Origin of the sequence: Alteromonas lipotrueae, assembly GCF_019249215.1 — a bacterium.
Lineage (GTDB): Bacteria > Pseudomonadota > Gammaproteobacteria > Enterobacterales > Alteromonadaceae > Alteromonas > Alteromonas lipotrueae.
Map to the genome: position 1 here is coordinate 36,097 of NZ_JAESDI010000021.1, position 21,805 is coordinate 57,901.

A 21,805-nucleotide genomic window follows, 5' to 3' on the forward strand; every position below is an offset into this window, starting at 1 on the left:
GAAAATACTATGCATACTTATCTTGCAGCACCCCTTAATCGCAACGTTAAAAAGTATGATACTACCGACTTTAAAACCTTATTAGGTAACTGGGAAAAGCGCATAGTAGCAGGCAACAATGCGTTCTCTCAAAAGCACTGGTTATCAAGTATCGCGTTGTACTACCAAGCTATTGCGCTAGCTAACCAATTAATGAGAGTTTCTCCTTACCGTAAGGAAGCTACGGTTTCCTTACTCGTGAGTTTTCATAACCTTTCCGATACCTACTTGCAGTTCGCTACCGAGACTAAACCCGATGAGAGAATGGGTATATACCAAATGGCGCTTACGGCTTTATGTGAAGTGAAGAATCGGATAGATGCAGTAGCCATATTGCTTCCAGATAATCCCGATGTACGCCGTGCTAAATGCATAGCGCATCAACAGCGATGGTTGTTATCAAAGCAACATCCTCAATTGGCGACAGACTTAACTAGCACGCTAGCATTCGACACATCGTCCACACCCCTAGTGGCTTATACGAGTAAGGTCGCTGCTAGTCAGGCAAACCATTAACAGATGCTATTTCACTTGATTAGGAGTTTATATGAAAACAGCGATTAATAACGCTATCTACGCAGCAGCGCTATCGTCATCACCGGCTTTCGCCCATGCAGGTCATGACCATGGTCATTGGAGCAGCCAAATTTTACACGGGCTCTTTTTCCTTTCACTTGCCGCGGTAGGTGCTGCATGTGTATTCGCTGGCTATAAGGCCTTTTCTCGTAAAAAAAGACAACTAAATAGAGCCTGAAACTATGTTAAATACTTTACTCTCTTCTCTTCATCGCCGTGCCCCCTTTGCCAAAGCCAGCGCGCATTGCGATATTCCTTGTAAAATATACGACCCTATTTCAGCGCAATTAGCTGCACTTAGCGTTATTCGTTTTGTTGATTTGCTGAACGAATTGAGCGAAAAAGAAAATCTATCCTTTAGCGACCATGCTCAATTTAGCCGCTTGATCAGCGAAAAAGAGATCCACGCTGAAAAAGTCAAACACGAGACTAGGGTAATTTGGGGCGACTACTTTAAGGCACCTCAGTTTGAACAATACCCCGATACTCACAAACTGGTGCATAACATTATGCTAACCGGCTCGGCATGTAAACAGCATGTTTCACGAGAAAAAGCAGAGGCATTGCTTCGTTTAGTGAATGAGTTTGCCGCGAGTTTCTGGGCAACTAAAGGCGTTGAAACCTATACAGCTACCTGCCCCTACCCACCAGCAGAGAACGTTGTTTACCCTAAGCTTTAATCGTGTTTCGACTATTAGCGATTGAGGGCAACAGCATGCAGCCTGTGCTATTTGCAGGGGATTTTATCTTAACCTGCAAATGGCCAATGGCTTGGCTAAAAAGCGGCCATCTTGTCGTTGTTCACAGTGAAAAATATGGTGTTATCGTTAAACGCGTCATTGAAGTTTGCCGCCAAAGAGGCGTACTACTGCGCGGTGATAATGCTTATGAGAGTGTGAGTACTAAGGCGATGGGTTGGATTAGCCCCAACGCCATTGTAGGCAAGGTTATTTATTCATCGCCCGCTAACCATCTTTTAAACGATAAACGCCGCTAGTTAATGTTAACTCGCGGCGTAATATTTGGATTGTTGCTGTCAGCGATGTGGGTTAATTAACGACGGTACTCTACTTCAACGTCGTAGTCATCTTCGTCCCAATCTTCATCATCATCTAAGTCATCACTTAAATCGTCTTCGAAGTCGTCGCCCAAGTCGGCCTCTTGTGCTTCTAACGTATTACGATGGTAAGTATCCCATTTGAACTCAACATCTTTCGTTTCTTCTTCTGCGATAACTTCGGTTGGAAGCGTATCGATGAAGTTCATGATTTCTCGGCAAAGCGGCTCTAAGCCAATCTTCTGGAAAGCAGATATTTGATAAATTGGGCCTTCCCAACCAAGTTGTGCGGCAATTTCTTTGCAGCGCTCGTTGGCTTCTTCTTCAAGCATCAAATCAACTTTGTTAAACACTAACCAGCGAGGCTTACTGGCTAGTTTAGGGTTGTACTTTTCGAGCTCTTCAACAATAGCCTTGGCGTTTTCAGCTGGATCGCTTTCATCCACTGGCATAATGTCTACAACATGTAGCAGTATACGACAGCGCTCTAAATGCTTAAGGAAACGAATACCTAAGCCCGCGCCGTCAGCTGCACCTTCAATAAGCCCAGGAATGTCGGCGACGACGAAGCTGCGTTGTGCGTCTTGACGAACTACACCTAGGTTTGGCACAAGCGTAGTAAACGGGTAATCAGCCACTTTAGGTTTTGCTGCAGATACAGAGCGAATAAAGGTAGATTTACCTGCATTCGGCATACCTAGAAGACCAACATCAGCCAGAAGCATTAATTCGAGTTTTAAGTTACGAATTTCGCCTGGCGTACCATTGGTTTTATGACGTGGTGCACGGTTAGTACTGCTTTTGAAACGCGCATTACCTAAACCGTGAAATCCACCTTGTGCCACTTTAAGCTGTTGCCCATGACGAGTAAGGTCGCCAAGTACTTCTCCAGTATCGCTATCGGTAGCGCGGGTTCCCACAGGAACACTTACCGTTAAATCTTTACCGCCACGGCCTATACAGTTAGCACCTTGACCATTTTGGCCGCGCTCTGCACGGTGAAAACGCTCGAAACGATAGTCGATCAATGTATTCAGGTTTTCATCGGCAAGAAGAAAAACACTACCGCCGTCGCCCCCATCGCCACCATCAGGGCCACCTTTGGGAACATATTTTTCCCGTCTAAAGCCAATTACGCCGTTGCCACCGTCGCCGGCTTCAACACGAATTTCAGCTTCATCTACAAATTTCATTTATCACTCCGGGCATTGTTGCCGTAGGGGTTATTTATACTCAGTATTCAACTACTAAGTTTACACCAAATTATTATGTACTGCCCAAATACTAAAGCTCGGGTTTCCATAAAACAAAAAACCCCGCAAGCGCGGGGTTTTTCTAAGCCTGTTCGGCGAGTAGCTAAGGCGCTTACTCTGCTACGATGCTTACAAATTTACGGTTGTTCGGTCCTTTAACATCAAACTGAACTTTACCGCTTTTTAATGCAAACAACGTGTGGTCTTTACCGATACCCATGTTGTCACCAGCGTGGAAACGAGTACCACGTTGACGAACAATGATGTTACCAGCAAGAACAGATTCTCCACCAAAGCGTTTAACACCTAGGCGTTTACTCTCTGAATCACGACCGTTTTTGGTACTACCACCAGCTTTTTTATGTGCCATGTGTTCGTGCTCCTATTAAGCGTTAATGCCAGTAATTTTCACTTCCGTGAACCACTGACGGTGACCCATCTGCTTGCGTGAATGCTTACGACGACGGAACTTAACGATTTTAATTTTATCGCCACGACCGTGTGTAACCACCTCAGCAGTCACCTTACCACCAGCAACGTTTGGTGTGCCGATTTTTACGTCGTCACCGTTGCTTACCATTAAAACTTTGTCGAATTCAATCGTGTCACCTGGGGCAACTTCGATTTTTTCTAGACGAACGGTTTGGCCTTCGGCCACACGGTGTTGTTTACCGCCACTTTGGAAAACCGCGTACATAGTTAACTCCGCTCTGCGTCACTGACGCAATCAATTCAAAAAACAGGGCGCGAATTGTACGTGAAACATCCGTAAATCACAACCCCGATTCTGATAAAAGTAGATTATTTTTCCAACATGGGTGAATTTTTGCGTGAATTCACCCAAAAATGCACGATGCCACACTTAGAAAACAGAACTAAGTGAATGACAAACGGTAAAATTCAAGATGATAGCCGCCAAATTCGATAAGCATTTTTTACTTAAAAAAGCATGGGATGCGTTATCTGTAGATGGAAAATCGAATACGATCCAACCGAGGCGATCTGATCATGAAAAACACGCATGAACCACGCACTTTAATCACGATGATCTAAAACGATCGAATAACAGATCTGAGATTGTAGCATTTTGATCGTCACTTCGCAGCTAGCAAAAAAGAATTTTTCCAAAAATACACATTTCAGACCCAAATTAAGTAGTAGGGCTCATAATGAGACTTATATTAATAATAAAAATCGTATAAAACGCTTAGATGGGATGTGAAAATAGCGCAAACTCACGTTTTTGCATTCGTTCTTACATACTTAACGCAGCCTCGAACATTAAAACAGTATGTTGAGAATTAAGACGAATACAAAAAAGCGCTCCTATTTAAAAGCCGTTCTAGGGCTAAATGAGGTTAATTCAGAGCCTATATAAGTTCAATTGGGTGGCAAAATACGTTTAATTGGGTGGATAGTATGCTGCATTCAGGTACAATCAGCCCCTATAATTGCCTATGAAATGAATAAGTTTTTACGCCCATGCCAATGGATATAAATCAAATACGCGCACTATCAGATAACGATATGCAAGCGGTTAACCACCTGATTCAACAGCAAGTCGACTCTGATGTTGCGCTTATTAATCAATTGGGATTCTACATTGTTAATAGTGGCGGTAAGCGCCTTCGCCCATTATTAACGGTGCTAAGTGCACGTGCAATGGGCATTGAGAATGCGGAGCATCACACCCTTGCCGCTATTGTTGAATTTATACATACCGCAACGTTGTTGCACGATGATGTAGTAGATGAATCGACCATGCGACGTGGACGTGAAACCGCTAACGCTGTATTTGGTAACCAAGCATCGGTTTTAGTAGGTGACTTCCTGTATACCCGCTCATTTCAAATGATGGTAAGTTTGAAGCGCATGCGCGTAATGGACATTTTATCTGAAGCAACCAATCAAATTGCTGAGGGTGAAGTATTGCAGTTAATGAATTGCAACGATGCCTCTACCACAGAAGCACGGTATTTCGATGTAATTTACGGTAAAACCGCCCGCTTGTTTGAAGCGGCTACGCAACTGGCAGCGGTATTAACCGACCAACCAGAAAACGTAGAGCATGCCATGCAAGAATACGGCAAGCACTTAGGTACCGCCTTTCAGTTAGCCGACGATATTTTAGATTACATGGCCGACAGTGATGAAATGGGCAAGAACGCTGGCGATGATTTAGCGGAAGGAAAGCCAACGCTACCATTGCTATACGCTATGTGGAATACCGACAGCGAAGAAGATAAAGCGCTTATTCGTGATGCTATCGAGCAAAGCAACGGGCTACCCCATCTTGATCGCATCCAGCAAATTATGGAAAGCACTGGTGCGCTAGATTACACCCGCACGTGTGCCAACGATGAAGTGAAAATGGCCATTGATAGTTTATCTATTATTCCAGATTCACCTTATAAAGAGGCATTGATTGCTCTTGCTCATATTTCGGTAGAACGCACTAGCTAGTGCGTTAACCCGCTTCAAGCATAGCCCCCACCAGCCCCACCAAGAAGCCGAATATTGCCCCTAATGGTGGCAACCAATGTTTTTCCATGCGAATGCCTGGGGCTATGTCTTGAAATACTGAATACAAAATTCCCCCAGCTGCAAAAAGCATAATGCCACTCATGACTACAGGGAAGCCTGCCAAATAATAAAACCCTATCGCACTCATTATTGGGCCAAGTAAGCTCATCAATACAAAAATCCAAATAAGCTTAGTGCTACGGTTTTTGTTCGTTGGGGTCATTTCACGATAAGCATTAAACCCTTCCGGTAAATTTTGTACCGCAATTAACACGCCTAACAACATAGTACCGCCACCTAATGCGGCAGTGGTGCCTAGCGCTACCGACTCAGGCACAAAATCACTTAACATGGCGGCAAGTTGGCTTCCTGCGGTTTTCTTTTTTGCCAGATAAATATCCAACGTCATAAAGGCAAGTGCCCCGCCGACAAAGCAGCAACACGCCATAAATACTGATACGTCTTTGATACCTTCAGGCACCAACACTAATGCGACCGCTGAAATTAACGCCCCTGCCCCCAAGGCTAAAATACCGTGACGTACTTCTTGCTCTAACCATTTAGGGTGCAAACCTTTCACCCTCGATAACAGCGCACCTGCTGGCATAGCCAGGCCAGCTAACGTTGCCACAATAATTAGATTTAGGATATCGGGTTGCTGCATGTTTGCTCCCTATACGTTGAATAATTCCATCGTTTGACCTAGCACTATTGGCAGAATGCTCAATCACAACTAAAAAAGACAGCTCAAGTGGCTGTCTTTTTTCATTGTTCTCGCTGAGCGTATTTATAAAATATAAAGCCTTACGCTATTAATCATATAGTAATGCGCCATTATGAGATCATTTCAAATTAAGATCTCGGGTCATGTTTTCGTTTTTGTCGCGGTGCACAATTATATTGTCTTCAATACGAATACCGCCAAATGGCCGATACGTATCTACCGTATCCCAATTGATGTATTTCGACGCTGGGGTTGCTTTTAAGTCTCTGAGTAAGCTATCAATAAAGTACAAACCAGGCTCGATGGTAAACACCTGACGCGCTTCAATCATGCGCGTACAACGCAAGAAAGGATGTTCTTCAGGAGCAGGTTTAGGGGTACCTCTGTCGTCATTTACTAAACCGCCGACATCGTGTACTTGTAGTCCTAAGAAATGACCAATACCGTGAGGGAAGAACGTTCGCGTAATGCCTTGTTCGACAATATCTGCCGCAGGAAGATTCACAATGCCAGTGTCTTGTAGGATTTGAGCTATACCTGCATGGGCAAGCAAATGGATATCGGTATAGGCGACACTTGGCTTAAGGGAATCAACCAAGGTTAGCGTGACTTTATCAACGGCTTGAATAAGGTCGGAAAATAACGTGGAGTTTTGACTGTAGGTTCGGGTGATATCAGCAGCATAGCCGTGGTAATTCGCCCCCGCATCAATCAAGAACGAACGAGACTGCTTAGGTGCAATGGTATCGCACTGCATGTAGTGCAGTATTGCCGCGTGTTCATTCAGCGCAATAATACTGGTGTAAGGCACGTCGTTATCGCCTTGGCGGCACGCTGCGCTGTACGCTAAATTGATATCGAATTCGCTCTTACCTTCAAGAAACGCCTGTTCTGCTGCTTTATGCCCCGCTACCGCCAGCTTGTTTGCTTCTCGCATACACTCTAGTTCGTAATCGGTTTTATACGCCCGTTGGTAATGTAAATAATGCAGCACTCTGTCTGGGTTTACGTTCTCAAACCCTAACGCTTTGGCTACTTCAATGTATTCACCAACATAAGCAAAACCGCGCTTATCGTAAGGCAGGTGCTTTTCAACAGCATCGGCTTGTTGTAGCAAAATGATATTAAAGCTATCGGTCCAGAAATCTTGTGGCGCTGGCGGTACTTTGTGCCAAAAATCTTCAGGGCGATAAAAAATAAGGGTGGGCTTATCTTCACCATTAACCACTAACCAGCAATTGGGGTTATCGATAACCGGCACCCATGCTTTAAACTGTGGGTTTACCTTAAACGGGTAATGGTTGTCGTCTAAGAACAAGCGCTTGCCTTGCCCCGAATGGATGACTAACCCTTCTAGTCCTTCACGCTGAAGTGCTTCGCGAGTGCGAGATTGAAGTTCCTCGATATGTTGCTGATAGCTTGCCTGATGTTTTGACATAACACCTCATTTAAGTTTTTTAATTTGCATGGCTAACTGGCCTTCTTCCATTAGCAATGGGTTACCCGCCGTTTCAAATGCGCTGGTTCCACGCTAGCTTCGCTAAAATGCGAGAAGAGAATAATATTAGCCATTGTCGTTAAGTGCGCTTCTCTTTTAAAGTGACTTAAATACGCTTCTCTTTTAAGGCGACTTAAGTAGGCTTCTCTTAAAGGAGAATAGTGTACCACGATAGCCGCTCGGCTTTCACCGAGCGGCTTGTATGCATTAGTTATACATCTGCGCTAGCGAGGCGCTAATTGCAAGGTTCCCGTTACAGGATGCGTGCTAACTGCACTTGATGAAGGAATAACATCTTGCGTAAGCTGCGGAAATACATTTTTATTTTCCCCCAACTGATGCTCGTAAATATACTGATAAGCCAATACCGCTTTCACGTAACTTCGGGTTTCTTTGTAAGGAATATTCTCAATCCAGATATCTACCGGCAACGCTTCGCCTGCGGGTAACCATTCCAACACTTTACGCCAGCCAGCGTTATACGATGCTGACACCAACACGGGATTATCGTTAAGCTTATCGCCTAAATAACGTAAATACTGCACGCCGTAGTCGAGATTATTATCAACTTGAAACAAGCTATTTCGACTGACTTTCTCTTTAGCCAAATACTGCGCTGTACCGGGCATAAGTTGCATTAACCCTGCCGCACCTACTGGCGATACCGCATCTACCATGAACGAACTTTCACGACGGGCAATAGCCATCGCAAATGCTTTTGATACGTCATAGGTTTCACTCTTTTCACTAAATTGTGACTCGTAGGCCAAAGGAAAACGACGCTCAACATCGTCCCAATAACCACTTTTTGCAAAGCTGATGATGGCTTGGTCGTATATACCCCATTCGTATGCCAGCACACCAGCATCGGTTACCTGAGAGTCGGGTAAATTCGATAGCAAATATCGCCACTCTCGACGTGCACTGGTAGAACGTTCTAAGCGGTAGAATTCCATTGCCCGCTGGGTAGCAGGGGTATTGGCAATAGCGTGCACCGCACTTTGCACTCGAGGCGCGGGTGTATGCGACAAGTTCGGTTGGCTTTTAATACGAGCACTGGCCATAAAGCCATAATAATTGCGTTCGTTGGCTAGCTGCTGATACATCACCGTAGCCTGCATCACATTACCAAGTTCTTCGAGCGCGCGGGCTTTCCAATAGCGGAAGTTTTCCTCTTGCTGGAGTTCAGGACTAGCGGCATCAATCACATCGACGACCCGCTGCCATTGTTTGCCGCGAAGCAAAAACGATACATGCCAAAGTTTCACATCATCGCTGGCACCCGCGATATCGGCTTTATCTAGCCATTCGTGGGCTTCAGGTAAGAAATCTAAGGTAGCGCTTAACGCAATAGCCCGTTGAATAATATGTAATTCAGGCCCTGAGAAAATATCTTTCGGAGCGTAGGTATTGTAAGCCTTCATTGCCGCTTTGGGGTTTCTCCACGCCAGCTTTTCTATACCCCAGGTTAATATTTCGGCTTCGCTGTTTTTGTGTTTCAAAGGAAACAAACGGCTTCGATTAACTAAACTCACATCGCGAGATACTGCCGACCACGCATCGGCAAGATATTGATGACTGACTGGCAATTGGCGCTTAAGGTAAGGAATAATGCGGCGATTATCTTCTTTCGCAGCAATGGCTATACGCTTAACTACTTTGTCTGGCGTCATGAGGCCATTACTTCGCCACTTTGCAAATAGAGGGTCGCATTCATCGGGCTGTGATTGACCGCTATACCAAAGTGGGTCGACATCAATTAACACAGGTTTGGGATCGTCGGTACGTTTTAATTTGTAACCCAACGCTTGGCAAGTAAGTTTAGCGCCCATGCCATTTCGATAACTGTTTAAAAACGCGTTTTCGTGCCCCCGGGAGGCAAGGTAGTTTAACCAGCGATAGCGTAAACCATAACTGACAGGTTGCCCCGCGTAATCCTCTAAGAACTGTTCGACTTCACGCTGGGTTTTAAGCGACATGGTGCGTTCTAATCGCAAACGTAGTAGATAGGGATAAAGGGGGTAATTCGCTAACCCGTAAATTTCTGCGTCTAAATCTTCTAAACGCCTTTTAGGTAAGGTTCGTAAGCTTTTTTCTAAAATTAAGAAACGAGCTCGCTCATCGGCGTAGATGTCATCGGGGAATAACGGCGAAACTTGCGCATGACTTAGCTGAAAGCAGCTTGAGATAGCGATCAACGTGAAAACGTGAAACGACTTGTGCAAAGGTAATCGCTTGAAGCACGTTACCGCTGTTGATAGAAAACTTACACCTACTTTATTCGACACAATATGAACTCCTACCCCTTGTTGCATTCAAACACACCAGAGTTGTGTGTAATTATAGAATGATGCTTGCTTGAAAGCCGATAAATTATCGGCGTGGCTCCATGCCACAGAAGTAAAAAGTGCCAGCGCTGTTAGTTATACCTTACAAACATTAGTGCCATGATTGTAGATTATTCTTATGCTGGATTGGCGCTTTGCGCCAATAGTGCCCATTATACAAGCACTATTATTGAAATCGAGCTTGATTTTCAATGAATGGCCACCATTTTTAACAATTGAAACACTCGTTTGAATTTTTCATTGATATTTTGTTTAAGTTTAGTTAAAAAGCTAGCCACCCTAACGCATTAGTGTTGTGGTACGACCAGAATGCATGTTTGGTTTATACGCTTATAGCGAATGGTTAGATTGCTACACTACTATCCCGGCCAACGCCGAAGGAGATGATAATGATATACACAGGCAAGAGTTTATCCGTCAGTCTATTAGATGACGGCTTTGCTGAACTGGTATTTGATGCCGAAGGTTCAGTAAACAAGTTCGACCGCCAAACGGTGACAGAACTTGATGAAGCAACCCAAGCATTGCTTAAAGAAAGCGGTGTTAAAGGCTTAGTAGTACGCAGCGCAAAATCTGCATTTATTGTAGGTGCTGATATCACCGAATTTACCGGCTTATTCGCGATGGATGAAGCCGAAGTACTAAACTGGGTAGCAAACACGTCTCAGGTGTTTGACCGCTTCGAAGATTTGCCTTTCCCTACCGTTGCTGCCATTAACGGTTTTGCATTGGGTGGTGGCTGTGAAATGACACTAGCCTGTGACCTTCGCGTTGCAGATACAACTGCCTCTATTGGCCTACCAGAAGTTAAATTAGGCATAATGCCTGGCTTTGGTGGCACCGTACGTTTACCTCGCTTAATTGGTGCCGACAATGCACTAGAGTGGATGACCACAGGTAAAGACAGAAAAGGCGCAAAAGCCCTTGCTGAAGGCGCCGTTGACGCCGTAGTTGCACCAGAGTCATTACGCGACAGTGCGCTTTCTATGTTGAAAGACGCGGTAGATGGCAAATTTAAATGGGAAGCACGTCGTGCTCAGAAGAAAGCCCCATTACAGCTAAATAAAAACGAAGCTATGATGAGTTTTTCTACCGCACAAGCCATGGTATTTGCCCAAGCAGGCAAGCACTACCCTGCTCCGCACAAAATGGTAGAAACCGTTCAAAAAGCCGCAGGCCTTGACCGCGATGGCGCACTTAAGCTTGAAAACGCTGGCTTTGTTGCCCTAACTAAAACCGATGCAGCGCAAGCGCAAATTGGAATTTTCCTAGCCGACCAGCTAGTAAAAGGAAAAGGTAAGAAACAAGCCAAAGCTGCCACAAAAGAGGTAAAACTTAATGCCGTACTGGGTGCGGGCATTATGGGTGGCGGTATTGCGTATCAAAGTGCTGTTAAAGGCATGCCAGTGATAATGAAAGACATTAACACTGAAGCACTAGATCTAGGCTTAAACGAAGCTGCCAATATTCTTGGTAAAGGTATGCAGCGCGGTAAAGTGGATGCCAAAACAATGGCAAAAACCCTTAACGCTATTACGCCTACCCTTGACTACAACACGCTTAAAGATGCAGATCTTGTGATTGAAGCCGTTGTTGAAAACCCGAAAGTGAAAGGCATAGTGCTCAAAGAAGTAGAAGACGTTGTGGCCGACGACGCTATCATCTGTTCTAACACCTCTACTATTTCAATTAACCAATTAGCGAAAAGCTTAGATAAGCCAGAACGCTTCTGTGGTATGCACTTCTTTAACCCCGTACACCGCATGCCATTGGTTGAAATTATTCGTGGTGAAAACACCTCGGAAGACACCATCAATGCCGTAGTGGCCACCACACTTCGCATGGGTAAAACCCCTATTGTGGTTAACGATTGCCCAGGGTTCTTAGTAAACCGCGTATTGTTCCCTTACTTTGCAGGCTTCAGTAAGTTGCTAATAGATGGCGCTGATTTTGTTGCTGTTGATAAAGTAATGGAAAAACAGTTCGGCTGGCCAATGGGCCCTGCTTACCTAATGGATGTTGTTGGTATTGATACTGGCGACCACGCTGCAGACGTTATGGCTGCAGGTATTCCAGAGCGTATGGCACGTATTGGCGACGACCCAGTAACCGTGCTTTATAAAGAAAAACGCTTAGGCCAGAAAAATGGCAAAGGCTTTTATAACTACGGTAAAGACAAGCGCGGTAAGCCTACGAAAGTGGCTGCTGAAGAAGCATACAGCTTGCTTGCTCCTATTACTGCCGATACCAAAGACTTCGACGCGCAAGACATTATTGCACGCTTGATGATCCCTATGGCTAACGAAGCAATTCGTTGCCTAGAAGAAGGCATTGTAGGTACTGCAGCTGAAGCAGATATGGCCTTACTTTACGGTTTAGGCTTCCCTCCATTCCGCGGTGGTGTATTCCGCTGGATTGAAACAATGGGATTAGCGAATTTTGTCGAACTCGCTGACAAATACGCCAGTCTTGGCCCGATTTACCAAATTTCAGATGGCGTTCGCAAGATGGCCGCTGAAGGTAAATCTTACTTCGCTTAATTCCCAAGGAGACTAATAATGAAAGAAGTCGTAGTTATCGATTGTGTTCGTACCCCTATGGGACGCTCGAAAGCCGGTGTATTTAGAAATGTTCGTGCAGAGACTATGTCTGCCGCGCTAATGACCGCATTACTTGAGCGCAACCCAGGTGTTGATCCAGCAGAAATTGAAGACATTATTTGGGGCTGTGTACAGCAAACCAAAGAACAAGGTTTCAACATTGCGCGTAATGCGCAATTGCTAACCCAAATTCCACGTACTACAGGTGCAGTAACCGTTAACCGTTTATGCGGTTCATCGATGCAAGCATTGCATGATGCGACTAGCGGCATTATGAGCGGTCGTGGCGATATATACATGATTGGTGGTGTTGAGCACATGGGCCATGTACCTATGAACTACAACATCGACTTTCACCCAGGCCTTGCTAAGTACACCGCAAAAGCCTCTGGCATGATGGGTATGACCGCCGAGCTACTTGGTCGTCAAAATGGTATCACTCGTGAAATGCAAGATGCGTTTGGCGCACGTTCGCATCAGCTAGCGCATAAAGCACACCTTGAAGGCCGCTGGGCTAATGAGATTGTGCCTATCGAAGGCCATGATGCCAACGGTACGCTTAAACTGATTGACCATGATGAAGTTATTCGCCCAGAAAGCACAGCTGAAAGCATGGCGCAACTTCGCCCTGTGTTCGACCCAGTAAACGGTACAGTTACAGCAGGTACATCTTCGGCGTTGTCTGACGGTGCGTCTGCCATGTTGCTTATGTCTGCCGACAAAGCAAAAGCACTAGGTTTAACACCTCGCGCTAAAATTCGCTCAATGGCAGTGGCAGGTTGTGATGCAGCTATTATGGGTTACGGCCCAGTACCGGCAACACAAAAAGCCCTTAAACGTGCTGGCCTTAGCATGGACGATATTCAACTGGCTGAGTTCAACGAAGCCTTTGCTGCCCAAGCACTATCATGCATTAAGCAACTAGGTTGGATGGACAATCTTGATGACAAGATTAACCTTAACGGCGGCGCCATTTCACTAGGCCACCCTCTAGGTTGTTCTGGTTCACGTATATCAGGTACCTTGATTAACCTGATGGAATCGCAAGATGTAGAGCTAGGCTTAGCCACCATGTGTATTGGTTTAGGCCAAGGTATAGCCACTGTATTTGAACGTGTTTAATTAGTTATTCACGTTTTATTGAAAGGGCCTTCGGGCCCTTTTTTGTTGCATGAGGTTCGTAAAGCTCAATACAGCTTGAGCAAACACGACTATTTTAAAACACGGGAAAGCGGGCTAACTACACCCTGCGCCCCCTGTTGTAATACATGAGTGTAAATTTGCGTAGTTTTCACATCAGAATGACCAAGTTGCGTTTGCACAGTACGAATGTCGGCACCCGACTGTAAAAGGTGAGTAGCAAACGAATGTCGCAGAGTATGCGGCGTAACCTTCTTTTTAAGCCCACACGCACTTGCGGTAATTCTTATCGCCTTTTGTATGCTTGACTCATCAATATGATGGCGACGCGTTTTTCCATTCTCGGGATCAACCGATAAACGCGCAGAAGGAAAAAGATAATGCCATCCAAGCTCTCTAGGTGCATTTTGATATTTAACACGTAAACGATGGGGCAAATATACCCCTTGGTAACTAGGGTTTTCTAAATCTGCAACAAGGTAATTTTCAACTACACTTATTTGCCGATTAAGCCCAGGTTTTAGCTCTGCTGCTAAAGTAACAACACGATGTTTCCCGCCTTTCCCATCCCAAATTCGAATAGCGTTATAGTCGAAATCAATGTCTTTTACCCGCAACCTCACAGCCTCCATTAAACGTAACCCGCTTCCATAAAGTAACGAAATAGGTAACTTTAAATGAGCAGGAAGTTGAGCAAAAAGCGCAACCACTTCGTCTTGCGTAAGCACAACAGGTAACTTGGCTTGCCTGCGACTTGTAACAAAATCAAGACTCAAGGAAAGAGGCTTTTCTAGTATGTCTCGATAAAGAAATGCCAACGCATTGAGTGCGCTGGCTTGAGTAGCCGGCGCTACATTCTTTTTATTCACTAAGTGAGATAGAAACAACTCTACTTCTTTGTCTCCCATCTCGGCAGGATGCCTAGTATTGTGAAACCGGATATAACTAACAATCCACCCACAATAAAGCTGTATAGAGCGCTTAGCATAACGGCGATTTCGCATGTGTTGAACCACCATTTGCATAAACATTGATTTCATTTTTATTTTTCACATTTCAACTGTAATTACATACAGCATTACGATTTTTTAGTACGCCGTAAAATAAAAAGGAAACATTCCGTACTTAAGTACAGTGTTTTCAGATACAAAGTGTAGGATATTGATATAAGTTAACTTACGTGAGAAAGTTAAAATATTATTTGGGTGATATATGGAAACTTTCCGCCTTGCATAAAGGATTTTTTCCGTACACTAAATTGTTAGGTGCTCAAGGAAGGAATCAACATTTTGCAGAGAAGCGTTCAATTCAAAATTATTCTATTTTTGTTAGTGATTTGTATTTTTGGTTTTCAATTTCAAATTGTCAGAGTAGATAATTTTTTTGTTAATCCATTTTACATAGGCGGTATGTTGCTCGGAATTTTAGTCGCCCTAAAAGCGATTTCTTACTTCTGTCCTGAATGCCAAAAAAGTCAAATAATATTAAGCCCATATAAATTGCGGCTCCCGAGCAAAACGTGCCATCATTGTGGTTATGACATTGATAATAATCGCACCTAACAAACGCATCAAACCTGACTCCGCAAGTAGGCCGGTTTTTTGCAAAAAAACACGGCGCAAAAATGCGTCCAACTTGCTCCGCTGTTTATGCGAAGCGTTATACGGCACGAGCATTCAGGTTCCCAGGGTCACCTGACTCGTAGTAAACTGCGTAAACAGGCCCAAGGGTCAGTAGTAACGTTTGAGCTTTTATGTCACGCTTTTAGCGTAAGCGAAGCCGTATAAGACGCGGCTTGATAAAGGCTTCGCTTACGCTAAAAGTGTAGCATTCAAACTGCGAGAGACTGCTCGCGCGGCGGCTGAGTAACAGGGAAAATTTGCTAGGTACACGGAATTAACTCAGTAAAAGGCCTTACATCGATTCTCGTGCTCGTATAACAAAACGTTCAAACGGACACGAATACCAGCGGCGGGTTTCTCTTGCTCGGCAAGCGTGCCGTTTAACTTAAATGTTATGTGCCACTTAGAATAAGAAACCTATGACTAGAATTTTTCATACTCAACTTAGCTTAAAGTCACTTATCAAAATATCTGCAACCATTAACTTTATAGGTGGATTAGTATTTGGAGTTCTCATTTTTATTATTGCGCTTTTCGGAGAACCGACCATAGTCGATTTAATTTCAGTGGTAGCAACACCGGCAGTTTCGGTTGTAAATGGCGTTATGATGGCCTTAGTAGCGTATCCATTTTATAAACGGTGGTGTGCAAAAATTAAAGGTCAGAAAGTTAGTGGTTTTTTCGTGGAAGTATCAAGCGATGGCACATAACAAAAAAATCAAGTCACTCACTTCGTTCGCTGGGACGCAAACACGCAGGGCGGCTGCGCCATTATGCCCTACGCGCCTGCGCCCCTTATTTAAAAGTTATGTGCTTGAGTCAATTTGAAAATAAGGAAGTTTTGTGAGATTCACTAATGAAGAAATGATAGCAGCGTTACAAGAACTAAACGCAAAGCAAAAACCGGTGCAAGGACTATTAGGGGCATTCATCGGCGCATTTGTCGGCTTTGTTTTTTATCTTTTCATTTCACAAATGGGAGCAGCAATTATCATTATGCTTGCTGTCCCGCCAGCATCAATTGGGTTGTTTGCTCGATTTACCGGACAAATGTATAGCTTAAAGTATAGGCTTCCTGTAGGCGCTATTGGCGCATTGCTTCATATTTTCGGCTGCTACATGCTGGGGCTCACCCCACTAACTTATATTCTTACCCCTGTTGCGTTTATCATCGCGGTTACTCTCAGCAAAGTGAAATTAGAGCGGGTTCACATTTGGGCAATTTCACAAGAAGAAATCGGCAAACTCAATGCAAAATAGCGCTGTAAGTGGCGACGCACATAACAAAAAAATCAAGTCACTCACTTCGTTCGCTGGGACTCCTATACGCGGGGCGGCTTCGCCATTATGCCCCACGTATCTGCGCCCCTTATTTAAAAGTTATAAGGCGTCAGCCTAAACTGCGTTTGGCTCAATCAAGTAATCAGTTCAACTACCCTCACCTGTTTTCATTAGCATCGCCGGGGCTTTTGGTAGCTTTAATGTCGCCGCGTTAAATTCAAAGGTTGCGCATTAGGCGCTTTATCGCCAAGTTCTTATTTACCGCCAGTAAGCGCCAATGCGTTTGTTAGTTCAAGTGGCGGCTTGCTTCAGTCAAATCAAAACCTTTACTGCACAGTCGTTTTGCTTGTTTGTGTTAACAATCAATCGTATGCTGGCTTCATCAGTTTTTAAACAGACCAAAGGAACTGGCTCTGCTTCTAACAAAGCGCTTAAGTCACTCCCTTTGGTCGTTCGGACGCATTTACGCGGGGCGGCTTCGCCATTATGCCCCACGCAACTGCGCCGCTTAGCTTAAAGTTATAAGCCAAAGGAATTGATGAGATGGGCTCTCTTTTTATGATATACGCTGCACTAGCAATTTACATTGCAATAAGCCTAGCCGTATCAGTTTTCTTGGCGAAAAGGGATGACTTAGATAATGTGCAAAAAATTGCGCAAATCTTTCTTGTATGGTTAATTCCCTATATAGCTGCAATTGCTCTTTGGCAATTTCACAAAAGCCAAGATCTCCCAATTAAAAAGCATTCTGAGTTTGGAGGTGGCCCCAGAGATAGCAGTGGTGCCGGCTCGGATGGTAATCATTAGCAATGGCTTATAACAAACCAATTAACGCACTCACTTCGTTCGCTGGGACGCATACACGCGGGGCGGCTTCGCCATTATGCCCCACATGTCTGCGCCCGTTATTGGAAAGTTATGTGAAAACGATGAAAATATTTACATTAATTCTGTTTTTGACTTCATTTACTACAGTGGCGGGTGTTCCCCTTCCAGTAACAGAAGTTAGCGCTTCTAACTTTAAAGATCTTGGGTGGTTTGTACATATAGAAGAAATAGACGAGGAAGGATTTAGATACGGACTAGCTAAATTTCCGCTAGAACTAGAGAGCGGCTTAGTTGCAATGAGAGTTCAGTTTGGGACTACTGATTTATCAGGTAATGATTTAACAGCGTCATCGAGTGATGCCCTAATCCAAGATAAAGAGCCAGAGGTATTTTTTGCCTATAAGCCAAATTTAATGGACGCTTACGCTTGTATTCACTATGGTTTTGTCAAAGAAAACAAGAAAGCATATGTGGAATCATTTTGCATAAACTCTTTTGAACAATTTTCACATAACAAATAAATTAAGTCGCCCGCTGGCGCGGGCTGGGACGCAAACACATGGGCTGCTTCGCATTATAGCCCACATGTCTGCGCCCCTTATTTAGAAGTTATGTGGCAAAGGAACATGCATAGATACAAAGTAAAGTTTAACCTCAAAAACTTTCACGGCGATCGAGAGTTTGAGTTTCTTGGTACATGGATTGGGTTTGCAGGTATGCTATTCGTTATAGGCTGCGTATCTTTTTACGAATACCCTAAACCAGCTGTAGCTAACTCTGTTCCGATTGTCGCCGCAGCCTTTGCTGTCTATTGGCTAGCTACCCAAATACGTTTTTTAATTGTAATCTTTTGCATCCTTTCTTTGCTTGCTTCAGTTCTATTTTTAGTTTTTTCCATAACATCAAATATCGACTGTTCTCAAATAGTAAATACACGTCAGCAGCTACATTGTATTCAAGATAATCTCTATCCAAGAGTTGCATTTACCTATTTAACTAGTTTATTTTTGGTCAGTTTGTATTATTCCGTAGGTTATTTTAAGCGTGCCTCATAACAAAAAAATTAAGTCACTCACTTCGTTCGCTGGGACGCATACACGCAGGGCGGCTTCGCCATTATGCCCTACGCGCCTGCGCCCCTTATTTAAAAGTTAGGTGTCAGGGATGAAAACGATATTACTTTCATTTATTGTCATTGTGTTAGCTGGGTGTACATCAGTCGCCAAACCTACTATCCATCTGCATTCCAACGGAATTAACGAAGCAAAGCTAACCAGCCTAAGAACCAAGTTAGAAAAAAGTGGGTATACAGTAATCAATAGCAATCAAGACTTTTCTCATTTCTTGTTTACGCCGCTCATAGTTGTTCCAAAAAACTCTAAACTCAATACACCAGAGCTTCGACAACAAATAACCGACACTTTAGGCTCTATACCAATTGTAAAACGTGGTAACTTTAAAAATCATAAGTATTCGGTCGACCATATTGGTGTGTATCTTCGAGCAAACAATGCCACCTAACAAAAAAATTAAGTTCGCCCGCTGCGCGGGCTGGGACACAAACATGCGGGGCGGCTTCGCCATTGTGCCCCACACGTCTGCGCCCCTTATTTAAAAGTTATGCTGCTTGTTTAAGATAAAGGAATAAAAATGAAGGGAAGTTGTAATTGTAAAACCATATCGTTTTCCTCTAGCCAACAAATTAAAGCATTCGTAAATTGCCACTGCAATTTGTGCAGGAAAATGAATGGTTCATCATTTTCAACCTATGTTGTAGTACCCGAAAACGAGTTTTCTATCACCGGTCAAAGTCTAAGCTCGTTCAAGGTGTCTGAACATGCTACCAAGCATTTTTGCACTCGTTGTGGTACACCTATTTTCAATACTAACCCTAAGCTAGCTGGTTTAATTATTATTCATCTAGGGGCTATCGACTCTCATTTAGAAATTAATCCCGCTGTAAACATCTTTTGCGAATCACAACTAGAATGGGTGGACAAAATCAGCGGTTTAAAGTGTTTTGAACAAGGCTTAGCGTAATGCAGCATAACAAGCCAATTAACGCACTCACTTCGTTCGCTGGGACGCATACACGCGGGGCGGCTTCGCCATTGTGCCCCACATGTATGCGCCCGTTATTGGAAAGTTAGCTGCAAGGAGAAGTTTTTGAGCAAGCCAGATTTTTCAAGCTATTCGATTGAAGAGTTGCTGGACTGTAAACAGAACATTGATAAAGATAGATATCCCGAACGCTATAGAGAAATTCTTGACTTAATTGCTTTACGCACCCAAGACCCCAAGATTAAACGCTCTCACGACGAGATTGTTTTCATAGAGTTTTGTGAAGCACTCAGAGATGACTTAAGAATTACATTAGACGATAACTTATGGCCTATCTTAAAGTTATTTTCAAAGCGCTTGAGGGATAGCGTACCAAGCACTTTTCAAGATCAAGTTTGTCCAGTATGTTCAGGTGACTTACACATTACTCAACGGTTTGGCGCGTGGGAAGTCGAGTGTCAAACCTGCGATATGGTCTATTCTATAACTGAAAGGCATTCGTCAATTTGAGCTTTGCAGCTAACAAACAACTGTAGCCATTCGCTGGCGCTCACTGGGACAATAACACGTAGGCTCAGTCGCTTCGCTCCAATTTTAGCCTACGTGTTATTGCCCCTAAGTTGGGCGTTATATGCCAGTGAAAAATTTTAAGTTTCAGCTGTTTTTAATTAGTTTGCTAGCTTTGGCCTCTTGCGCAAAGGAAACACGCGTAGAAGAACGATTAGTGTTTTGGAAAAGTGAACTATATAAAATTATTCCTACTGGTACTCCGCAAGAAGAAGCTTTAAATAAACTAAAAGAAATAGATTCAGAAGCATTCGTAAATTTGTTATCGGGAAATATTTCTTCTAAATTAGAAAACATAGAAGGCAATGGTATCCCCTGCAAAGATTGGGTTTTAGTGGCTACAACAGAAATCCAAGACAATGCTGTCATCAAACATTCAATCTCTAGTACGGGGCGTTGTTTATAGAATGGCATATAACAAAAAAATTAAGTCACTCACTGCGTTCGCTGGGACGCATACACGCGGGGCGGCTTCGCCATTATGCCCCACATGCCTGCGCCCCTTATTTAAAAGTTAGGCATTCAGGAGTAACATGGAAATTACAACTAACATTGTCAGATCGGATCTGCTGAAATTAAATCTATCTGTAGCACTAAGAAGTAAAGGAACTTATTACTTTATTTTGGGGATCTCTCTACTCGTACTATGCTTTTCATTTTATAAAAGTGGACTTCCAGACTCACCAGTTCTCTGGGCTACTGCTTTCTTCATAGCTTTATTCTCTGGATTTTTAGGTGCAGCGCTATCATTCGCAATAAACGTTTTTTGCCTTCTTATAATGTCTAAGCAATCAAATGGAGTATTAGGCACTCATATTTACCAAATTTCGGAAGCTGGGTTATTTGAAAAAACGGATGCGAATGAAACCCTTACGAAATGGTCTGGAGTTCTCTCCGTAAAAGTGCATGGCCCTATTCTGTATATCCAAATAGCACCAGGATTGTTCCATACAATACCGTCTCGTAGTTTTTCGGATTCAAAGGCATTTATAGATTTTGCAAATGCTGCAAGGAAGTTTTGGGAGCATGCCTAACAAAAAAATAAAGGCACTCACTTCGTTCGCTGGGACGCATACACGTGGGCTGCTTCGCATTTTAGCCCACGCGCCTGCGCCCCTTATTTAAAAGTTATGTGCTGGTTTAAATAAAAGGAAGTTTCATGGCAAATTTTTATGATTCATTTCAAGATTTCAAATTCGGTAGAAATGATGCTGACACTTCTCAAGCCAAATACCGCTCAGAAGGAAATGAGTCACACCTCAAGGTTTTAGAGGACAAGATTGATTCCTTATATTTATTGAATCTTGCTGCATTAGAGTTATTAAATGAACTAGGTGTTAGCAAAGAGAAAATTGAGTCAAAAATAGAAGAGATTGACTTAAGGGATGGCAAGGCAGACGGAAAAGTCAGTGCTCCTACTAATTGCCCAGATTGCGGTCACCGAATTAGTAAAAAGAGAACGCATTGCTTTTTCTGTGGCTCTAAAGTTAACTCTTTTTAAATGTATAGGGTTGCACATAACAACACGCTTAAGTCACTCCCTTCGGTCGCTGGGACACATACGCGGGGCCGCTTCGCGATTATAACCCCGCGTATGTGCCCCTTAGCTTAAAGTTAGCTTTCAATGAAAATTAAGCATTTCAAAACAGCATTCGGTTTTTTATTCGCAACGGTCGTGGTCGCATTCT

At 43.7% G+C, this 21,805-nt stretch carries 25 protein-coding genes; 18 read left to right on the top strand and 7 right to left on the bottom strand.

Going from position 1 to position 21,805, the window contains the following annotated elements:
* Window positions 1-9 precede the first annotated feature (9 nt).
* Genes JKP82_RS19175 through JKP82_RS19190 form a run of 4 tightly spaced genes read left to right on the top strand, consistent with a single transcriptional unit; the run spans window position 10 to window position 1,612 of the window.
* Complete coding sequence (locus JKP82_RS19175) at window positions 10-555, top strand: DUF2753 family protein (protein ID WP_159528530.1); 546 nt, start codon at window positions 10-12, stop codon at window positions 553-555.
* Between the two features lie 31 nt (window positions 556-586).
* Entirely contained in the window at window positions 587-793 is a 207-nt protein-coding gene (locus JKP82_RS19180; RefSeq protein ID WP_159528528.1) for a hypothetical protein, read from the top strand.
* A gap of 4 nt (window positions 794-797) precedes the next feature.
* The gene (gene sodN, locus JKP82_RS19185) at window positions 798-1,295 is read left to right on the top strand and encodes a superoxide dismutase, Ni (RefSeq protein WP_159528526.1); all 498 of its coding nucleotides are present in this window, start codon (window positions 798-800) and stop codon (window positions 1,293-1,295) included.
* A gap of 2 nt (window positions 1,296-1,297) precedes the next feature.
* Window positions 1,298-1,612 (top strand): S24/S26 family peptidase, encoded by a 315-nt coding sequence (locus JKP82_RS19190; protein ID WP_159528524.1) that lies wholly within the window; start codon window positions 1,298-1,300, stop codon window positions 1,610-1,612.
* A 56-nt stretch (window positions 1,613-1,668) separates the two neighbouring features.
* Here JKP82_RS19190 and cgtA read toward each other — a convergent pair whose 3' ends face one another.
* From cgtA to rplU, 3 genes are all read right to left on the bottom strand, one after another.
* Window positions 1,669-2,865: an Obg family GTPase CgtA gene (gene cgtA / locus JKP82_RS19195; protein WP_159528522.1), complete on the bottom strand. Its 1,197-nt coding sequence runs from the start codon at window positions 2,863-2,865 to the stop codon at window positions 1,669-1,671.
* A gap of 172 nt (window positions 2,866-3,037) precedes the next feature.
* Window positions 3,038-3,295: a 50S ribosomal protein L27 gene (gene rpmA / locus JKP82_RS19200; protein ID WP_013785541.1), complete on the bottom strand. Its 258-nt coding sequence runs from the start codon at window positions 3,293-3,295 to the stop codon at window positions 3,038-3,040.
* A 15-nt stretch (window positions 3,296-3,310) separates the two neighbouring features.
* Window positions 3,311-3,622, bottom strand: coding sequence for a 50S ribosomal protein L21 (gene rplU, locus JKP82_RS19205; protein ID WP_013785542.1), 312 nt, complete (start codon window positions 3,620-3,622; stop codon window positions 3,311-3,313).
* Between the two features lie 791 nt (window positions 3,623-4,413).
* On the opposite strand from rplU, the gene ispB reads away from it, so the two are divergent.
* Window positions 4,414-5,388: an octaprenyl diphosphate synthase gene (ispB, locus tag JKP82_RS19210; protein ID WP_218398300.1), complete on the top strand. Its 975-nt coding sequence runs from the start codon at window positions 4,414-4,416 to the stop codon at window positions 5,386-5,388.
* 4 nt (window positions 5,389-5,392) lie between these two features.
* On the opposite strand, the gene JKP82_RS19215 is transcribed toward ispB, so the two are convergent.
* The 3 genes from JKP82_RS19215 to JKP82_RS19225 all read right to left on the bottom strand — a co-directional run bounded on the left by JKP82_RS19215 (window position 5,393) and on the right by JKP82_RS19225 (window position 9,958).
* Complete coding sequence (locus JKP82_RS19215) at window positions 5,393-6,112, bottom strand: ZIP family metal transporter (RefSeq protein ID WP_159528518.1); 720 nt, start codon at window positions 6,110-6,112, stop codon at window positions 5,393-5,395.
* A 178-nt stretch (window positions 6,113-6,290) separates the two neighbouring features.
* Entirely contained in the window at window positions 6,291-7,610 is a 1,320-nt protein-coding gene (gene pepQ, locus JKP82_RS19220; protein ID WP_218398301.1) for a Xaa-Pro dipeptidase, read from the bottom strand.
* A gap of 284 nt (window positions 7,611-7,894) precedes the next feature.
* Window positions 7,895-9,958 carry a transglycosylase SLT domain-containing protein gene (locus JKP82_RS19225; RefSeq protein ID WP_309475348.1) on the bottom strand — a complete coding sequence of 688 codons (2,064 nt, stop codon included), beginning with the start codon at window positions 9,956-9,958 and terminating at the stop codon, window positions 7,895-7,897.
* A 449-nt stretch (window positions 9,959-10,407) separates the two neighbouring features.
* Between JKP82_RS19225 and fadB the strand changes: the two genes are divergently transcribed.
* Both fadB and fadA read left to right on the top strand, forming a co-directional pair.
* Entirely contained in the window at window positions 10,408-12,558 is a 2,151-nt protein-coding gene (gene fadB / locus JKP82_RS19230) for a fatty acid oxidation complex subunit alpha FadB (RefSeq protein ID WP_159528512.1), read from the top strand.
* A gap of 18 nt (window positions 12,559-12,576) precedes the next feature.
* Window positions 12,577-13,740, top strand: a complete 1,164-nt coding sequence (fadA, locus tag JKP82_RS19235; RefSeq protein WP_013785548.1) for an acetyl-CoA C-acyltransferase FadA — start codon at window positions 12,577-12,579, stop codon at window positions 13,738-13,740.
* Between the two features lie 89 nt (window positions 13,741-13,829).
* On the opposite strand, the gene JKP82_RS19240 is transcribed toward fadA, so the two are convergent.
* The gene (locus tag JKP82_RS19240) at window positions 13,830-14,798 is read right to left on the bottom strand and encodes an integron integrase (protein WP_218398304.1); all 969 of its coding nucleotides are present in this window, start codon (window positions 14,796-14,798) and stop codon (window positions 13,830-13,832) included.
* Window positions 14,799-15,799: 1,001 nt separating this feature from the next.
* Between JKP82_RS19240 and JKP82_RS19245 the strand changes: the two genes are divergently transcribed.
* From JKP82_RS19245 to JKP82_RS19295, 11 genes are all read left to right on the top strand, one after another.
* Entirely contained in the window at window positions 15,800-16,090 is a 291-nt protein-coding gene (locus tag JKP82_RS19245; RefSeq protein ID WP_141152202.1) for a hypothetical protein, read from the top strand.
* Window positions 16,091-16,223: 133 nt separating this feature from the next.
* Entirely contained in the window at window positions 16,224-16,640 is a 417-nt protein-coding gene (locus JKP82_RS19250) for a hypothetical protein (protein ID WP_218398306.1), read from the top strand.
* A 564-nt stretch (window positions 16,641-17,204) separates the two neighbouring features.
* Complete coding sequence (locus JKP82_RS19255; protein ID WP_218396084.1) at window positions 17,205-17,468, top strand: hypothetical protein; 264 nt, start codon at window positions 17,205-17,207, stop codon at window positions 17,466-17,468.
* A gap of 113 nt (window positions 17,469-17,581) precedes the next feature.
* The gene (locus tag JKP82_RS19260) at window positions 17,582-18,010 is read left to right on the top strand and encodes a hypothetical protein (RefSeq protein WP_218398308.1); all 429 of its coding nucleotides are present in this window, start codon (window positions 17,582-17,584) and stop codon (window positions 18,008-18,010) included.
* A 105-nt stretch (window positions 18,011-18,115) separates the two neighbouring features.
* Window positions 18,116-18,544, top strand: a complete 429-nt coding sequence (locus tag JKP82_RS19265; RefSeq protein ID WP_218396303.1) for a hypothetical protein — start codon at window positions 18,116-18,118, stop codon at window positions 18,542-18,544.
* Between the two features lie 109 nt (window positions 18,545-18,653).
* Window positions 18,654-19,010 carry a hypothetical protein gene (locus JKP82_RS19270; RefSeq protein WP_218398310.1) on the top strand — a complete coding sequence of 119 codons (357 nt, stop codon included), beginning with the start codon at window positions 18,654-18,656 and terminating at the stop codon, window positions 19,008-19,010.
* A gap of 129 nt (window positions 19,011-19,139) precedes the next feature.
* Window positions 19,140-19,529 (top strand): GFA family protein, encoded by a 390-nt coding sequence (locus tag JKP82_RS19275; RefSeq protein ID WP_218398311.1) that lies wholly within the window; start codon window positions 19,140-19,142, stop codon window positions 19,527-19,529.
* A 126-nt stretch (window positions 19,530-19,655) separates the two neighbouring features.
* Complete coding sequence (locus JKP82_RS19280) at window positions 19,656-20,060, top strand: LBP/BPI/CETP family protein (RefSeq protein WP_218398313.1); 405 nt, start codon at window positions 19,656-19,658, stop codon at window positions 20,058-20,060.
* 121 nt (window positions 20,061-20,181) lie between these two features.
* The gene (locus tag JKP82_RS19285; RefSeq protein WP_044056449.1) at window positions 20,182-20,523 is read left to right on the top strand and encodes a hypothetical protein; all 342 of its coding nucleotides are present in this window, start codon (window positions 20,182-20,184) and stop codon (window positions 20,521-20,523) included.
* A 127-nt stretch (window positions 20,524-20,650) separates the two neighbouring features.
* Window positions 20,651-21,151 carry a YcxB family protein gene (locus JKP82_RS19290; RefSeq protein ID WP_218398315.1) on the top strand — a complete coding sequence of 167 codons (501 nt, stop codon included), beginning with the start codon at window positions 20,651-20,653 and terminating at the stop codon, window positions 21,149-21,151.
* A gap of 125 nt (window positions 21,152-21,276) precedes the next feature.
* Window positions 21,277-21,618 carry a hypothetical protein gene (locus tag JKP82_RS19295; RefSeq protein WP_218398317.1) on the top strand — a complete coding sequence of 114 codons (342 nt, stop codon included), beginning with the start codon at window positions 21,277-21,279 and terminating at the stop codon, window positions 21,616-21,618.
* Window positions 21,619-21,805: the final 187 nt, after the last annotated feature.

Excerpts from the sequence above, each read along its gene's own strand:
- JKP82_RS19175 (WP_159528530.1), top strand. The coding sequence starts at position 10 with ATGCATACTTATCTTGCAGCACCCCTTAATCGCAACGTTAAAAAGTAT.
- JKP82_RS19180 (WP_159528528.1), top strand. The coding sequence starts at position 587 with ATGAAAACAGCGATTAATAACGCTATCTACGCAGCAGCGCTATCGTCA.
- sodN (WP_159528526.1), top strand. The coding sequence starts at position 798 with ATGTTAAATACTTTACTCTCTTCTCTTCATCGCCGTGCCCCCTTTGCC.
- cgtA (WP_159528522.1), bottom strand. The coding sequence starts at position 2,865 with ATGAAATTTGTAGATGAAGCTGAAATTCGTGTTGAAGCCGGCGACGGT.
- rpmA (WP_013785541.1), bottom strand. The coding sequence starts at position 3,295 with ATGGCACATAAAAAAGCTGGTGGTAGTACCAAAAACGGTCGTGATTCA.
- rplU (WP_013785542.1), bottom strand. The coding sequence starts at position 3,622 with ATGTACGCGGTTTTCCAAAGTGGCGGTAAACAACACCGTGTGGCCGAA.
- ispB (WP_218398300.1), top strand. The coding sequence starts at position 4,414 with ATGGATATAAATCAAATACGCGCACTATCAGATAACGATATGCAAGCG.
- JKP82_RS19215 (WP_159528518.1), bottom strand. The coding sequence starts at position 6,112 with ATGCAGCAACCCGATATCCTAAATCTAATTATTGTGGCAACGTTAGCT.
- pepQ (WP_218398301.1), bottom strand. The coding sequence starts at position 7,610 with ATGTCAAAACATCAGGCAAGCTATCAGCAACATATCGAGGAACTTCAA.
- fadB (WP_159528512.1), top strand. The coding sequence starts at position 10,408 with ATGATATACACAGGCAAGAGTTTATCCGTCAGTCTATTAGATGACGGC.
- fadA (WP_013785548.1), top strand. The coding sequence starts at position 12,577 with ATGAAAGAAGTCGTAGTTATCGATTGTGTTCGTACCCCTATGGGACGC.
- JKP82_RS19240 (WP_218398304.1), bottom strand. The coding sequence starts at position 14,798 with ATGAAATCAATGTTTATGCAAATGGTGGTTCAACACATGCGAAATCGC.
- JKP82_RS19245 (WP_141152202.1), top strand. The coding sequence starts at position 15,800 with ATGACTAGAATTTTTCATACTCAACTTAGCTTAAAGTCACTTATCAAA.
- JKP82_RS19255 (WP_218396084.1), top strand. The coding sequence starts at position 17,205 with ATGGGCTCTCTTTTTATGATATACGCTGCACTAGCAATTTACATTGCA.
- JKP82_RS19265 (WP_218396303.1), top strand. The coding sequence starts at position 18,116 with ATGCATAGATACAAAGTAAAGTTTAACCTCAAAAACTTTCACGGCGAT.
- JKP82_RS19270 (WP_218398310.1), top strand. The coding sequence starts at position 18,654 with ATGAAAACGATATTACTTTCATTTATTGTCATTGTGTTAGCTGGGTGT.
- JKP82_RS19275 (WP_218398311.1), top strand. The coding sequence starts at position 19,140 with ATGAAGGGAAGTTGTAATTGTAAAACCATATCGTTTTCCTCTAGCCAA.
- JKP82_RS19285 (WP_044056449.1), top strand. The coding sequence starts at position 20,182 with ATGCCAGTGAAAAATTTTAAGTTTCAGCTGTTTTTAATTAGTTTGCTA.
- JKP82_RS19290 (WP_218398315.1), top strand. The coding sequence starts at position 20,651 with ATGGAAATTACAACTAACATTGTCAGATCGGATCTGCTGAAATTAAAT.
- JKP82_RS19295 (WP_218398317.1), top strand. The coding sequence starts at position 21,277 with ATGGCAAATTTTTATGATTCATTTCAAGATTTCAAATTCGGTAGAAAT.